Origin of the sequence: Atopobium sp. oral taxon 810 str. F0209 (assembly GCF_000466405.1) — a bacterium.
Lineage (GTDB): Bacteria > Actinomycetota > Coriobacteriia > Coriobacteriales > Atopobiaceae > Olegusella.
Window position 1 is genome coordinate 94,193 of sequence record NZ_KE952938.1, and the last position, 15,146, is coordinate 109,338.

Genomic DNA, 15,146 nt, shown 5'->3' on the forward strand with positions numbered 1-15,146 from the left:
GAGAGCTAACAATCACTTCTCTATACATGAAAATCGTAGCGTACAACATATGGCTGACCCGTCTTGTTGTCTCCCAAAAGCTCGGCCGCATCAAGTTCGACACAGACAAAAGCACAGGTAACCGCAGTAAAACCTTGATTTATGAGCACGCGGGCATAAAGGCGTGCTTGGGTCTTGTGATGCTCGTAAATCTCAGCAGGCGTAAGGTTTTTATCGCCTGTTTTATAGTCAACAAGCAGTGCTTCTGTAGAACCAGGGTTGGTACAAAGCAGGTCAATTGCACCTTCAATGTAGTCACCAAAACGCTCGGTACCCTTGGGCGCGGGCGCAAAGAAGGGCAACTCCGCTTGGAGATTTTTGTACTGCAACGCCTCAGCACGAATATCTGAGTGAATCCAGCGCTGTAATGCTGTCTGCAGACGCAATTCAGCGCGGCTCGACAGATGCCAATAGATAGACATATGCTCTATTTGCTCATCCGAAGGAACGTGTCCCGTTTCGATCATAGTCTGAGCAATCTCATGGAAAGCAGAACCTAGATTGGTTGCGCGATCGGCGTCGGCATATTCTCCAGCCTCATCTTCCTCACTAAGCTGCGGTGCTTGAAACTTTTTTGGAGCTTTATCTTTGTGCTGTAGAACTTCATCATCTAGCGCAGCCTTCATTGACGAAAAGCTAAAGACGCCTTGGCGGGGACGCCATGTACTCAGCTGCGTTGCGGTTTCGGTCTCGCGTTGATAGAGCACAAAATCACTGTCTGACGTGACACTGCCTTGCATATCTGTGTCAATGCCACCCGTTCCAAGCACCAGTAAATCCTCTGGGACGGAACCTGTAAGCTCTGTGTCAAAACCCGCTAGACTGCCTGCAGATGACAGTTCAAGTACAACAGGATCACCTTTGGGAACCTTTTGCTGGCAGACCTCCACTACGCGAAGCAGTGCATCAGCACTCCCCCCAAAGTCAAGGCTCTGCTCACCTATAGCAGGCATGTCAGAACCAACAAGCGCCTGCATACTTCCAGCTGCAAGCGTCGAACTTATACCTGCTTTGCTAGAAGCACAACTTATTCCTAGGACAACTGCTTCCTGTGCACGAGTCAATGCAACGTAGAGCAAACGCGCTTTTTCTTCTTTGCTCTGCTTGGCTTCAAGCTGCTTGAGTGCTAAATAGGTCTCTGCAATCGTCGCGCTTTCTGAGCCTTTCCAACTGCTGCACCCGTCCGTTCGCACCTTTGCGACTAAACTTGAGCAATCTTTGGGACAAATCACGCAGGCTTGTACATTTTGAGAAGCAGTATTTACTGACATACCAGTAACACTCAAACTACCTGCAAGAATACCCGTATCACTACGAGGATTTGACCAGCATTCGGCTACTGCCACAACAGGGAACTCAAGACCCTTGGATGCATGAATGGTCATTACTTGAATGGCACCTGCCTCTCCCCCTGCAAAGGACGCAGGGGGAATTTTTGCAAGACTTAACCAGCGATTAAATTCTGCTGCGGCCCGAGCAGGCCCCAGTCCCAACTCCTCGGTAAGATCGCGAATATATCGCAGAGCAGCTAAAACATTGGCAGCGCGCGCCATACCTTCAGCACCTTGGTGAGCAAGACGAGCAAGCCAGCCAGAATCGCGCACCACCTGTAGGCAGACATCGGCAACTGACTTGTGTGCTAAATCCGCAAGCGCTTGGCTAAGCACCGCATGAGCTGCCTTGAGACGCTCGGAAGCTTTTATGTCTCCAAAAAACTTCATATCCTCAAGACCACGGTCAATCTGCCGCTTTGTAGGAGCATCTAGTTTTTCTTGAGAGCGTGTGCCCAGCATGCAGAAATCATCTGCATCAAGGGCAAATACTTCACTGGAAAGCAGTGGAAATAGGCCCGACTGAGTGTCCCCAGGATTTGCCAAGGTATAGAGCAGTGCGCACATAACCTGAACCTCGGAAGTCGAGCTAAAGGTAGATCCGCCAGTCACCACACACTCAAGTCCACGAGCTCGCAGGGCGTCGATATAGTTTGCCGCATGAGAGGTTGTCCCCAAAAGCAGAGCCATATCTCCTGCATTTGTACCTGCCGCTGCATACTGTGCTAGTCGATCTGCAATCTGAGCAGCAAGAGTTGCTGCCTGGAATTTTGTTGTTCGTCCTGATTGACCAGGGCCTGTAACTGCTTCGATGGCTACACGCGGAAGAGATTGCGCCGTATACGCATCGTCTCGCCCATCCCAAGCATCGAGGTGCATATAGCCACCCAGGACACCACCTGCAAGCGTGCCATCTATCGTAGGCACACCTCCGCAAATACGCTCTACAAGAGCAAGAATATCTGCATGGCTGCGATAGTTTGTCTGCAGTCGCACATGCGCATCTGTCGAGAGTGCGGCCCCATGTTTGCGAAATACCTCAACATCTGCCCCGCGAAAACGATAAATCGACTGTTGAGCATCACCTACCGTACACAGGTGTTCAGCATCTTTACCAGCAAGCATGCCGATAAGCTCCAATTGAGCTTCATCGGTATCCTGGAACTCATCCACCATGACTAGACGAAAACGCTGTGCATAGTCAGCCGCCACTTCGGGGCGCTTGCGTACTGCTTGCAAAGCCATATGAATAAGATCGTCATTATCCAGCAGAGACTGCTCGTATTTGAGCTTTGCATAGCGCTCATCCACCTGACGCGCTAACTGCAAAATTGCACTGCCAAATCTGCCAACCTGAACAAAGGCAAACTCTGCCCGAGCAAGTGCCAAAGCAGAAACAACATCTGGCTGAATATCAGCAATCGTTTTGCTTGACCGTGGCACCGAAACACTCGCTAACGCAGCTTCGATTTCGCTAAGTGCTGAACGCTTGGGGCTATCTAGTGCAAGTCCTCGCAGAGCCTCAAGCGATGTCTGAACTGCTTCTGCTGCCTTTGGCGTGAGCTTACGAGACCCCAGCTCTTCAAAAGCTATGAGCAGGCGTGCCACCGAGCGGTATATTGTTTCGACACCATCTCCACCCACAAGCACTAGATCATCAAAACCATGGGGGCAACGACGAGCGGTGGCAATCATACTGGTCACAAGATCGAGAACCCCACTTGCACGGCCTCCATCAAACATGCGCCCATAACCATAAAAAGAGAAAAGCTCCGAAAATTCGCCTTGGCGATAGGCACCGCCCACAACCTCTTCGAGTGCGATGCCTTTGAGTTCGTCAGCCTGGTTTTCCGTGCATTGACTAAAGTTTGGATCGATTCCCAAATCCAACGCATGCTGATGCAAAATACGCGAACACATGCCATGAATGGTCGAAATCCAAGCACCATCAACTGCAAGCGCTGCCTCACGCATATGTGGATCAGTAGCTCCGGCGGCTCGTAGAGTTTTGCGCACGCGCTCACGAATTTCTCGTGCAGCAGCCTCGGTAAAAGTAATTACAAGTACCTGATCGAGACTGTCTAAATATGGTTTGCCGCACGCACCAGAACCAGGACTGAGTGCCCAAGCAATGCGCTGAGTCAGCGTAAACGTCTTGCCTGAGCCAGCTCCTGCCTCAACAAAAAGCGGACGGCCCAGCGTTTGAGCGATGGCGCGTTGGCCCTCATTGAGTCCTGCAAGAAACTCCAATTCAGCCATTATGAGCGCCTCTTTTCACAATTTAGCACGGGACACCACTGACACGAAATTTCATCGAGTGGATTAGCATCAATTACTCCTGCGCGGAGCTCTGCAATACGTGGTGCAATGGCCTCCTCACAGGCATCAAGCAGCCCGTCAAGACCCGCATCTTTATCCCAGTCGGTACCTGCCACTTTTGCCTGCTCGCTACGACCAAAATCGTCGGTAGGATCCACGCACACAGCAGCTGCACGAGCCTTTGAAAGGTCTTGTCCATAGATGCGCTCTGCTTGATTGGCGTCCACAGCGCCTGCCAAAGCATGGTCATCGCGGGTACAGAGATATACTGCCCCAACCACACGCAGCTCAGGATGAGCACGACGTACTACCTGCGCATATATCAGCGATTGCACGCGCCTAAGCTCTTTGAGCGCACGCCCGAGCTCGTGGGGTTTTTTACCAAAAGCATCATATTCTTTGGTAAAACCGTTTACCCCTTTGTGTTTATAGTCAATAACCACTGCCAGTCCATGCGCGTCCACATCCACACGATCAATGGTACCTACCAAGCGTGCCCCGGCATACTCGATAACCTCATCGCCGCGTCCAAAGCTCCACTCAAATTGCTTGGGCTCATAACCCAAAAACAAGCTTGATTCATAATCAAGTAACGAATGAAGATCCTCACTCAGGCGATCAAGTTGGGCGCGTTCACGCGGTCCATGTGGAATCAATGCTTGCTGTTCAACCGTATTACCACCACGTAGTAGGTATTGATGGCGATAATGTTCAACACAAACTTCGTCAAGCAATTCATGGGCACGCTGCAAGCCTGCTATTGTATGGACGCTGGCCCCTTCCTCAGAGAGCCGCCCGTGTGTCAACTCAAGTACTCGATGGGCAAAAGTTCCCATTTCCGCAGGTCCAAAACCTGCGTCCGCATCAGATAGACGTAACCTTCGAAGGCTAAACCACTTATAAGGACACTCGAGGTAGGTTTCAATCTGCGATGCCGATAATATCGGCAACTCATTAGGACTCAGCATTCGCCCCTCATTTGGAACAATCACAAAGGGCGTGAGCTCGGGCGAAATCTTACCCACAGGAGCTGGCGTATCAATTGCTATCTGATGGGGATTTTCGCCCGACCAAGCGGAGTTTTGCTGTATCTCAGTCTCAGAACGTTCCCCTACGAGCTTATTACCAAAGGCTTTCTTTGCAGACTTGAGGAATTTCTCCGGCTTATCAGACCCTTCAACCCCATAGCAGGCAAGCAGTTCTACCAACATAACGGCAGAATATGCATCCTTGCCATCTGCTGTTTTTAAGCACCGTTCAAGCACCAGCTGCTTGCGTGGCAGTTCTAGCAATGCGACAAATTGTGCACGCGCTTGGGCAATGGGGTCCGGTGCTTCCTCTATATGCAGACGTTCTGCCAGTGAAGCTGCAAGGGAAGGATCGCGTGAAATGCTTGTTTCGGCAGAAGTAAGTCCGCAAAGTACCAAGGCATCGGTAGAAGATGATGCAAGACGAGCAGCCGAGGTCGGAGACAAAATGCGCACGAGACAGGAAGGGCTTTTGTTTTGCGCGCCAGCGGCCTGCTCTGTTATACCCTCCTCATCCCAACGTAAAATGACTTGATTCGACAAAAGTAGTTGTTGAAGCAGACTCCCATACTCATCCAGAGAAATTGCTGCAGGCTTGGCTTGCGCCGTTACAATACCCAGCTCTTCTAGGCACGTCGCAGCTGACATCAGTGCAGATACAACGGCTTTTTGCTCGACCATGCTTTTTTTGAAAGCGCGGTTGGAGGTTGTTGTGGCTTTGATAGTGGTCTCGATACCTTCCAACAGGCGCGCTGCAGCGACTTTGGTACGACCTCCCAGCAATTCACGAGTTGCAAGCGCTGTTGCACGCGAGCTTTTCTTTTCTGACTGAAGGTCTGCCAAGACCTGAGCTGGCGTCAGCAATCGATTGCTCCGCCAGCTGCGATCAAGACGACGAGCGGATTCTGCAGGCACTTGCGAAAGCCCTGACATCAAAAAATCAGATAGTCCGCGCGGTGGCCACCAATCCATATTCCCCAACGCAACTTGAGTGCCCTCTGCTGTTTTTTCAGACGCAGGCCAGTTTTGTGCCAGAGCGTTTAACTGCAAAATGCTTGCAAAGTATGCAAGGAAAGCCCGACCTGCTTGCATATCTGCAAATGCGATTTTTTGCTCGGTACGCAGGGTAAATCCACGCGCCAGCAGCTTTTGTGAAAGCTCTCGACTTGCACGGCTGACATCCGAAGTGCATACAACAATATCCTTGCAGCTCGCCTGCGCGAGCTTTTTGATACAACGAACCAGTGCTTCTGGCTCAGCCAGCGGTCCTGCAGGAAGCAACAATTCCACCGCACCCGTCGGCTGCAACTGCTTTGCTTCTGCAACAAATATAGAACGCGAAAGGACATCGAGCTCAATGGCGCGGATCTCCTCAACAGGACATTCTTTTCCAAGAGGATGAATACTATCTGGTGTATCTGCAACAATGAGACTGAGGGGTGTTTTGCTTGTCTGTGCTTCTTGTTGCAGTTGCTCTATCAACTGGCGCGATACATCACAAGCAGGACTTTTGCTTTGGTAAATTATGCAATTCACAGATGTCAGTGTTGCCACATCGCAGAGCAGCTTTCGCAGGGCACGAGTCATGCTCGTCATTCCCGTTACGACAAACACAGGCATGGTCACCTTGTGCTGCGCAAGCAAGGTGGGCAACACAGCCATAGCCTCACTCTCTTCAATGAGGTTGGCTCTATGAATAAGCTCGCGGTACTCCCCCACCAGCGCAACAAAGTCATGTTCTGCTTGGGTAAGCTGAGATATTGTCTGGCCTTGTTGTAGCCACGCAATATTTGCTGCTGCAAAGTCGGCAAGTAAATTCACCGTGCCTGCCAAGGGTTCACCGTCACTATGATGCTGGAGCACGCGACGCGCAAAAAGCTTGCGCTTCATGGGGTCAATAATATGACGTCCATCACCCCAAACTTCCCAGCGCTCTGCTACCCATGCTGACGCTGTTGTACAGTCAGCACCCAAGCAAATACCCCGTTTGGAGAGGTTTTTTTGTGCCTGAAGCGCCTGATTAAAGCTAGGACACAGCAGCACCACCCTACCCGTATGCGCAAGTCCCTGACGCAAGACATCAAGAGCCGCACTACCAACCAACTGCCGCTCTTCCGTCGAAACGATGCACAACGCCATGCTGCCTCCAAAACCAGTACTACACATATCACCGCGGCTTAATTGGCCAAACTAGGTGTGAAAAATCTACTCATATAAATTTGCTCATGTTTATGGTAGCGCGCCTGCAGGACAGCAAAACTACTGCCTTGCTTCATCAAGTCGTTCAAGCACCAAACGGTATCCCCCTGTCTTGCCATTAAGACATTTTGATACGCGGCTAACAGTGGTAGAACTTGCTCCAGTTGTCTGCGAAACTTCAATGTATGACGAACCTGCACGCAGCATACGTGCCACCTCGAGTCTACGTGCAAACTCTTCTATCTCACGTGGACTCAAAAGATCCGAAAGAAATGCCTGTGTTTCTTCAGGCGAACTCAGCTGACAAAACGCAGAATAAAGCTGGTGTTGCCACAGCTGGATATTTTGCTCGCTACGTTCGGCCATCAGTATCGCCTCCGAAGGGTCGTAGTTGGCTTTAGTATCCTAAAGTACCTCATTGTTGGTATGTTTGGTGCGCAAAATGGGGAATACTATCCTCATAACAGTTTGGGGCAACGGTAGCAACAGCCCCAAAGGGCTATGCCTGCAGGCATAGCGCGAGTTTGAAAGGTAGCATCATGAGTTTCATTGGAACTTGGTTTGTGACAACCATCGCAACAATGGCTGCAATTTATTTGGTGCCAGGTATCAATCCGGTAGGCGGCAACTGGGGCGCGGCTATTATGACAGCGCTCGCACTGGCGCTGGTCAATGCTCTGGTTAAGCCCGTGATGCAGTTTTTATCTTTGCCTATTACGGTGCTGACGCTGGGACTTTTTAGCTTAGTCATCAATGCGTTGATGCTAGAGCTGGCGGGTTATCTCGCTCGTGAGGTCTTTGGCGCGGGAATTGCTATTTCTGGCTTTGGGTCAGCTTTTGTCGGTGCCATTATTATTTCAATTGTGTCATCTATCTTGGGTGCCATCGTTGCCGGATAAAGTACTATCCCCTACAGTTTTCTGCGCTGGCTTTGGCAGCAATAAATACTGTTCACAAAATAGATGTTGTCCTATAACTATTTTGTCCTCCATACCTTAAATCTAAGATATGGAGGACAACGTATATAACCGCTATTGTTGCAACCGATTGGTGTGTTAACCACTGCGCCACCGCGCATCTATGATAAAAATTGATAGCCTGCTATAGCCAAAAGAAGCACTGCAAGTAGGATCCACATCACAAGAGCCCAACGGCGTCCCGTATGACTCTCAACATATATTTCGGCGACCGCAAAGACCACATTTATACTAGCGCCAACGGCACAAAGTATTGTATAAGGCAGCTCTAGAGCCCAGCAAAGTGTCTCAAAGACAAGACTGGCCGCTATCCATACCCAGACAAGGCGTTTACCTATCAGAAGCCAATCTTTTGTATCTAACGTCTTGTTCATACTTGCTCCTACGACATGTATACAAAGAGGCATAAGAAAATATACGTACTGCTCTCTATGTGAACATAGGTATACTCCTACTCAAAGTTTTTGTTTCAAAATTATTACGTAAGTGGCTTATTTTGAACGATAAGAGGCTTTACTCCGTTACGTCTGGTCCTACAGTGGCTTTGTCCGACAGCAGTCCTGTCCTACAGCAGCCTTGTCCGACCGCAATCCTGTCCTACGGCAATCTTGTCCGACAGCGATCTGCTCTGCTTAGTTAAATCTTTTAGCCCTGTGGACGCATTTTTGTTCGGAATGCGACTAAATTTGGCTCCTCGGTGCTAAAAATTTTAACTTTCTAGAGAATATCCGTCTACCGTGAATGTATCCCACAACCTTAAAACCCGCATTTTAGAATCAGGGTGCAGGTGGTGGGCAAACTACTCCTTTAGCATGGCATGCAGCAGATGTAACAATAAATGCGACATATAGGAAACCGCTGAACACTTGATTTCCTATATGCCACATGAAGAAAAGCAACCGCAGCAAGCAGAACTTTTACACGCCTTTATTACGCCATAATCTTGCGGAAGAGTTCAACTACCTGCTCATGCGTTGCCTCACGAGGATTGCCAGGATAGCAAGCATCCTTCAGGGCGTCATCCGCCAGTTGATCGAGATCCTCCTCAACCAGGCCCTTGCAGGTAGGAGCGATGTTTACATCTGCAGAAAGCTGTTTAACTGCAGCAATAGCAGCGTCGGCTGCCACCTCGTCACTCATTCCCGTAGTATCAACACCCATAGCAACGGCGACCTCGGCCAAACGCTTGGTCACAACACCTTTGTTGAACTCCATAGCAATCGGCAGCAGCATTGCGCAGGCAACACCATGCGGCGTGTCGTAGTGAGCAGAGAGGGTATGTGCCATAGCATGGTCGATGCCAAGGCCAACGTTGGAAAAGCCCATACCGGCAACATACTGAGCCAGAGCCATACCCTCGCGGCCACTTGCAGGCTTGCCACTCTTTGCCTCGGCCACCGCATCACGAAGGTTAGCGGAAATCAGCTGAATTGCCTTGTAGTGGAACATATCAGAAAGCTCCCAAGCACCGCGGGTGGTATAGCCCTCAATAGCATGGGTTAGCGCATCCATACCAGTAGCGGCAGTCAAACCGACCGGCATAGAAGCCATCATCTCAGGGTCAACAACGGCAACCTCGGGGATGTCATTGGTGTCGACGCAAACAAACTTGCGGACCTTATCGGGGTCGGTGATGACATAGTTAATGGTGACCTCAGCTGCGGTACCTGCAGTCGTGGGCACAGCAATAGTAAAGGTTGCATGTTTGTTGGTAGGAGATACGCCTTCCAGCGAAACAACATCGGCAAACTCAGGATTCTCAACGATGATGCCAATAGCCTTGGCCGTATCCATCGAAGATCCTCCGCCAATAGTCACGATACTGTCGGCCTCAGCAGCCTTAAACGCCGCAACACCATCCTGCACGTTTTTGATGGTGGGGTTAGGCTTGATATCGGAGTACAGGCTCCAAGCAATGCCCGCCTCATCTAGCAGGTTTGTCACCTTGGTGGTCACACCAAACTTCACCAAGTCGGCATCGGAGCAAATAAAGACCTTTTTGTAACCACGACGAGTCAGCTCACCAGGAATTTCCTTGATGGCGCCTGCACCATGATACGAGATGGTATTGAGAACAAAGCGATTGACTGCCATACATTCCTCCCACAACAAAAGTTTTTACGTATCCCCCACGCCGCAGCTGCGACGACGAGTCAAACTATGCAACCGATGCGGGCTTTCTGAGTCCTTCAGATAGAAAAATGAAACTAAGCAGAAATCTAAGCAGAATATCAGCGCAGTAACACCTATATCTACCAGCGCAAATATCTACTCTTCGTCTTCTTTCTCATCATAGTCATCATACATCGCCGCCTCTTCGTATTCGCGTTCGCGCACAAAATGCATGCCCAACAGCATGGAAAGAGCCGATGACAATACTGGCCATATAAAGGCAGCAAGATACATAATGTCAAAATTTTTAACGATGCTCGGACCCCAACACGCCGCCATCGCAACTGCTACCACTGCAGTGCAAAATCCCACTAAGCGATGCCCGTAATCAGCGGTATACCACACCAATGTCTGAGCTGCGATTCCCGTACCCAAGCCAAAAGGCACGCTATACAACGTGCTAAAAGGAATCAAGAAAAAGATGTACCACCACGCATGCGGCATTCCACCTTTTGGCAGCACATAGCCAAGAATAACCAATCCAATCAAGACGGCATATACCGCCCAAACCGGTTTCAGTCGCCACAGTCGCGCGCCGAGACCCTCGTATGCGTCTCCTGCCATGTGCCTTCTCCTGCTCCTTGCCGAAATCCTCTCTATCCTAACTCAGATTTGCGTAAGAAATGTTCTCACTCTGCACTTGAAGTGCCCACAGGCGCTCCGAGCGTTCCGAGCGCGCGAACAAGAAGTTCCTTAAAAAGCTTGGGGTTGCCAGAGCCATGACTTTCTTTCATACACTGACCCACAAGATAACCAAGAACCTTTGTATTGCCCATCTGATATTGACGTTGTTGATCGCTGCTACGGGCAAGTACTGCCGCAACGATTTTTTGAAGTGCAGCAGTATCAGAAATCTGTCGAAGACCTGCTTGATCAAGCAACTCTTCCAATTGACCATCCTGCTGAACAAGCAAATCCAACAGGGCTGAAATATGATTGCTTGCAAGTTGGTGGCTATCCAACAGGTGGCAAAGTTCAACCAGCTGCTCGGGAGTAAGCGACCCATCATCAAGACTGTGCCCTGTTGCCTTAAACCAGCCTGCCACATCGTTAAGCAGGACTTTTGCAAGCTGCTGCACCGTCTGAGGCGACTGCCCTTGTGCGGCTTGCTCAAAGAAATGTGTCCAAATAGGGTCTGCCGCCAACATGTTTGCTTCTCTGTGGCGAAGTCCCCAGCTAGCACAATAACGCGCGATTTTGGTATCAGGCAACTCGGGGATCCGTAGGCGGCAATGCTCGATAAACTCATCGCTCAAATCAAGTGGCGCGAGGTCTGGATCAGGGAAAAAGCGATAGTCGTCATTAGTTTCCTTCACGCGCATCGTTACAGTGCAGTGCTGACTAGGCTCCCAATGACGCGTCTCCTGCACCACAGGTAATCCCTGCTCAAGCTGTTCTGCTTGCCGACAAATCTCGTAGGCAAGAGCATCGTGTAGAGCCTTGAATGAGTTGAGATTTTTCATCTCACATTTGACACCCAACTCAGAACTACCGCGACGACGCAGGGACACATTGCCATCACAACGCATAGAACCCGACTCTAACGAGCAATCAGAAATTCCTAACGTTAGAAAAATTTGACGAAGTTTTTCCATAAAAAGACGGGCTTCTGCAGGAGTACGAAGATCAGGTTCTGTTACAAGCTCAATTAGTGGCGTGCCACAGCGGTTGTAGTCAATCAAGCTTTCGCTTGCCAAGCTGATGCGGCCTTCTTCCCCACCCACATGGACCATCTTTGCTGCATCTTCTTCCATGTGTATGCGCTGGATACGGACGGGCAATACATAGGCGCGCGCATCTAGGCTCCGCTCGGCTGCTGCATCTGTTGGAATCTCCAAATCTAGGTGACCATGCATGCAAATGGCCACAGGACCCTGAGTAATCTGGTAATTCTTGGCCATATCTGGATAAAAGTAATGCTTGCGATAAAACTGCGAGCGACGTTGAATATCACAGTTGCACGCAAGTCCCGCCATCACAATCGCCTCGATTGCCTGCTGATTGGGGACTGGTAAAGCTCCAGGTAAACCTAGACAAACAGGACAAACATGCGTGTTGGGCGCGTCACCATGCGAGAGCTTGCAATCGCAAAACATCTTGGTCTCAAGTGTCGTGAGCTCGGTATGGATCTCAAGTCCAATAACCGCCTCCCAATCCTGCAATACCTCAGCAAGCGTTTTCATCACAGCTCACCGCCTTGACCTTGGATATCGGATGGCATACGCAAACTGCGCGAGCGTTTCGAGCGTTTTCATCACAGCTCACCGCCTTTGCCTGCAAATTGTGGAGCGACGGTCCCTGCCCAATTGGTACTGCGCTCGATTGCTTGGGCAAGGCTCATCAGGCGCTGGTCTGCAAAAACAGGCCCCTGAAACTGAACAGACACAGGCATACCCGAATCCGCCCCCAACCCCATCGGAACAGAAATACTACCGTTGCCCACGATATTGCTCGAAACTGTAAAGAGGTCAGCTGCATACATTTCGGTAGGCTTTTCCAACTCACCCAAACGGAAAGCCGTGCGCGGCACCGTCGGCAAAAGCAAAGCATCACAACGCTCAAATGCCCGCTCGTAATCCTGACTAATAAGCGTACGTAGCTGCTGTGCAGGATAGTAATACTGATCGTAAACGCCACTTGTAAGGAGATAAGCGCCAAGAAGCTGGCGACGCCTTGCTTCTTTACCAAAACCATGAGCCCGCGAAAGTGCCGTCTGACGGGCAAACAGCTTTTGATCTGCTTCTTGATAGCCATAGCGCACACCGTCAAAGCGTGCGAGATTAGAAAAAGCTTCGCAAGGACCGATAACGTAATAAGCAGCAATTGCAGCAGAGATATGCGGAAGGTCTACAGGCACGATGTGGGCACCTTGATCTTCCAGCTGTTTTTGTGCAAGCAGAACCGCCTGTTGGCACTCGGCGCTCAGGCCCTCGAGCTCCATCAACTTTGGCACAATACCTATACGCAGCCCTTCAAGAGGCTGGTCAAGTGCTGCACAAAAACTTGGTTTGACAGCGCGGTTGGTTGCGTCAAACGGGTCGCGACCTGTATGTACCAGCGCATCCATGGTAAGCGCCACATCAGCAACTGTACGTGCGAGGGGCCCTACCTGTTCGAGCGAACTGCCAAAGGCAACCACGCCGTAACGACTAACGCTGCCATAGGAAGGCTTGAAGCCGACTACCCCACAAAAACTCGCAGGCTGGCGAATAGATCCGCCCGTATCCGAACCCAACGCTAGCGGCACCTCTCCAGCTGCAACTGCTGCTGCACTGCCACCTGAACTACCACCCGGCACCCGCTGTAAGTCCCAAGGGTTGTAGCTGGGATGATACGCCGAAGACTCGCTTGACGAACCAAAGGCAAACTCATCCATATTTGTCTTGCCGACAGGCGTTGCACCCTCTGCTAAAAGTTGTGCTACACAGCTTGCGGTATAAACCGACTGATAGTCCTTGAGCATAAGAGATGCACAAGTAGTATGTGTTCCCAGCAGTTGCAAATTGTCCTTGAGCGCAAGCGGCACACCGGCCAGCAAACCGAGGTCTTCACCTGCAGCAATGCGCCTATCTGTCTCATGCGCAGCCTCCAGAGCAAGCTCAGCACTTAGTTCAAGAAATGCTTGGACTTTGCCATCGCGTGCCTCTATTGCAGCTAGGCTTGCCTTTGCTACTTCTGTCGCTGAAAGCTCCTTTGCGTGCACCGCGTGCGCAATCTCAGTCGCACTAAGCTGGTCGATATTGAGAGGAAGAGGGGTTGTGCAACTCATGCACTCTCCTCTGGTTTGAGGGGTTGTGCAACTCATGCACTCTCCTCTGGTTTGAGGGGTTTATGCAGCTCATACGCCCTCCCCCAACTTAAGGGACTTGCGCAGCTCATACGTCTTCCTCCGAACCCAAAATTGAAGGGACGCGGAATGCCCCATCGCGCGTAGCACCCGCGTTTACCAGCGCTGCTTCACGGCTGAGTCCTCGATCTGCTGGATCTGCTTGCCCGTCTTGGCGTAATACGTTGGGCGCCCTATTTGACGGATAAAAGCTTGGCTCTACTCCGTCCAAATCCATCTGACGCAGAGGCTCAAGCAGCTCCAGCGTTTCATTGAGATAATCCGTCATTTCCTCAAGCTCATCCGTGCTGAGGGCAATATGCGCATATGTTGCGAGGCTAGCAACCTCTTCTTGGCTGAGTGGCATAAGTCTCCTGTGGCTTTTACGATGGTACTGGTTTATTGCGTCTCTAATCCTACTGTTTTGCAGCTAATCTTAGTCACAGAAAAGTTCCGAAAACGCAGGCACTGCTTGTCAAAATTTTGACAAGCAAATCTTTAAGAAGCCGATATTTAGCACAACTTACATTTGGAAAACTTACGCTCGACATGGTCTATGCTTGGCGCGGTCCGCACTTAACGCAACTCACACTTGACGCGACTTATGTCTAGCGCAGTCCACGCTTATTGCAACTCGCATTTAACGCAATTCGCTCCACATATGATGCATGCAGTAGCTCGTTTGGATACTACGCATGCGTGAAGTCAGTGGGCAGGGCAACAGTTTAGAAAGGGTGATTGCAACTCTGAGTAGGCACCAACGCGCACTAGCTCGCATTGCCCATTCCCCTATCTCGAGACTCCGCTGCCAAGATTTCAAACGGGAAAGTCCCAGCGCGGTTAAAAGCCGATATAAACATCCGAATAGCATTAGAGGGTGTAGTGCCGATACTCTCCGTGACCTCGAAAAAGCGATCCTTCTCGTCAGGCATAACCTTGGCGACGATAGGTGTCATCTTCTCTTTCACGAGGGCCTCTTTGCTACGTTTATGGTATGACTTGGTATGTTTTTGTTTTACCCAAGACAAAGAATAGCAGATAGATGAATTAGCGCAAGTAAAAATTTTTTGCTTTAGCAAACTTTGCCGCCGAGAGGCATGTCTGCAGGCGTGGTTGGTATGCGGGCGCGTGCGCCTTTTATAAGCAGCGTAATAACGAGCAGCGCAACATGCATATTCAAGCTGGCGGTCTTGCTACGAGTAAAGGGCGCTTCTTGAACCCGTTATCTTCTATTTAATGCAGACGGTTCAAAACC

11 protein-coding genes are annotated in these 15,146 nt (G+C 50.4%); 1 reads left to right on the plus strand and 10 read right to left on the minus strand.

Annotated features, from left to right (window positions below; all coding sequences use genetic code 11):
• Positions 1-20: 20 nt before the first annotated feature.
• From HMPREF9069_RS02480 to HMPREF9069_RS02490, 3 genes are all read right to left on the minus strand, one after another.
• Complete coding sequence (locus HMPREF9069_RS02480; RefSeq protein ID WP_021625540.1) at positions 21-3,629, minus strand: UvrD-helicase domain-containing protein; 3,609 nt, start codon at positions 3,627-3,629, stop codon at positions 21-23.
• Complete coding sequence (locus HMPREF9069_RS02485) at positions 3,629-6,856, minus strand: PD-(D/E)XK nuclease family protein (protein WP_021625541.1); 3,228 nt, start codon at positions 6,854-6,856, stop codon at positions 3,629-3,631. Before HMPREF9069_RS02485 ends, HMPREF9069_RS02480 begins: the two co-directional genes overlap by 1 nt.
• 120 nt (positions 6,857-6,976) lie before the next feature.
• Positions 6,977-7,282 carry a YerC/YecD family TrpR-related protein gene (locus tag HMPREF9069_RS02490; RefSeq protein ID WP_021625542.1) on the minus strand — a complete coding sequence of 102 codons (306 nt, stop codon included), beginning with the start codon at positions 7,280-7,282 and terminating at the stop codon, positions 6,977-6,979.
• Positions 7,283-7,455: 173 nt separating this feature from the next.
• Here HMPREF9069_RS02490 and HMPREF9069_RS02495 point away from each other — a divergent pair, with 173 nt between their 5' ends.
• Positions 7,456-7,815, plus strand: a complete 360-nt coding sequence (locus HMPREF9069_RS02495) for a phage holin family protein (protein ID WP_021625543.1) — start codon at positions 7,456-7,458, stop codon at positions 7,813-7,815.
• 179 nt (positions 7,816-7,994) lie between these two features.
• On the opposite strand, the gene HMPREF9069_RS02500 is transcribed toward HMPREF9069_RS02495, so the two are convergent.
• From HMPREF9069_RS02500 to HMPREF9069_RS02530, 7 genes are all read right to left on the minus strand, one after another.
• Positions 7,995-8,267, minus strand: coding sequence for a hypothetical protein (locus tag HMPREF9069_RS02500; protein ID WP_021625544.1), 273 nt, complete (start codon positions 8,265-8,267; stop codon positions 7,995-7,997).
• Positions 8,268-8,823: 556 nt separating this feature from the next.
• Positions 8,824-9,987, minus strand: coding sequence for a lactaldehyde reductase (fucO, locus tag HMPREF9069_RS02505; RefSeq protein WP_021625545.1), 1,164 nt, complete (start codon positions 9,985-9,987; stop codon positions 8,824-8,826).
• A 174-nt stretch (positions 9,988-10,161) separates the two neighbouring features.
• The gene (locus HMPREF9069_RS02510; RefSeq protein ID WP_021625546.1) at positions 10,162-10,629 is read right to left on the minus strand and encodes a hypothetical protein; all 468 of its coding nucleotides are present in this window, start codon (positions 10,627-10,629) and stop codon (positions 10,162-10,164) included.
• A gap of 65 nt (positions 10,630-10,694) precedes the next feature.
• A complete protein-coding gene (gene gatB, locus HMPREF9069_RS02515; protein ID WP_021625547.1) occupies positions 10,695-12,248 on the minus strand; it encodes an Asp-tRNA(Asn)/Glu-tRNA(Gln) amidotransferase subunit GatB in 1,554 nt (517 codons plus the stop codon).
• A gap of 71 nt (positions 12,249-12,319) precedes the next feature.
• The gene (gene gatA / locus HMPREF9069_RS02520) at positions 12,320-13,834 is read right to left on the minus strand and encodes an Asp-tRNA(Asn)/Glu-tRNA(Gln) amidotransferase subunit GatA (RefSeq protein ID WP_021625548.1); all 1,515 of its coding nucleotides are present in this window, start codon (positions 13,832-13,834) and stop codon (positions 12,320-12,322) included.
• 106 nt (positions 13,835-13,940) lie between these two features.
• Positions 13,941-14,258 (minus strand): Asp-tRNA(Asn)/Glu-tRNA(Gln) amidotransferase subunit GatC, encoded by a 318-nt coding sequence (gatC, locus tag HMPREF9069_RS02525; RefSeq protein WP_021625549.1) that lies wholly within the window; start codon positions 14,256-14,258, stop codon positions 13,941-13,943.
• Positions 14,259-14,658: 400 nt separating this feature from the next.
• Positions 14,659-14,859 (minus strand): type II toxin-antitoxin system RelB/DinJ family antitoxin, encoded by a 201-nt coding sequence (locus HMPREF9069_RS02530; protein ID WP_035438205.1) that lies wholly within the window; start codon positions 14,857-14,859, stop codon positions 14,659-14,661.
• Positions 14,860-15,146: the final 287 nt, after the last annotated feature.

Coding starts and splice junctions, on each gene's coding strand:
- HMPREF9069_RS02500 (WP_021625544.1), bottom strand. CDS start 8,267: ATGAACAAGACGTTAGATACAAAAGATTGGCTTCTGATAGGTAAACGC.
- gatB (WP_021625547.1), bottom strand. CDS start 12,248: ATGAAAACGCTTGCTGAGGTATTGCAGGATTGGGAGGCGGTTATTGGA.
- HMPREF9069_RS02485 (WP_021625541.1), bottom strand. CDS start 6,856: ATGGCGTTGTGCATCGTTTCGACGGAAGAGCGGCAGTTGGTTGGTAGT.
- HMPREF9069_RS02490 (WP_021625542.1), bottom strand. CDS start 7,282: ATGGCCGAACGTAGCGAGCAAAATATCCAGCTGTGGCAACACCAGCTT.
- HMPREF9069_RS02495 (WP_021625543.1), top strand. CDS start 7,456: ATGAGTTTCATTGGAACTTGGTTTGTGACAACCATCGCAACAATGGCT.
- HMPREF9069_RS02510 (WP_021625546.1), bottom strand. CDS start 10,629: ATGGCAGGAGACGCATACGAGGGTCTCGGCGCGCGACTGTGGCGACTG.
- fucO (WP_021625545.1), bottom strand. CDS start 9,987: ATGGCAGTCAATCGCTTTGTTCTCAATACCATCTCGTATCATGGTGCA.
- HMPREF9069_RS02480 (WP_021625540.1), bottom strand. CDS start 3,629: ATGGCTGAATTGGAGTTTCTTGCAGGACTCAATGAGGGCCAACGCGCC.
- gatC (WP_021625549.1), bottom strand. CDS start 14,258: ATGCCACTCAGCCAAGAAGAGGTTGCTAGCCTCGCAACATATGCGCAT.
- gatA (WP_021625548.1), bottom strand. CDS start 13,834: ATGAGTTGCACAACCCCTCTTCCTCTCAATATCGACCAGCTTAGTGCG.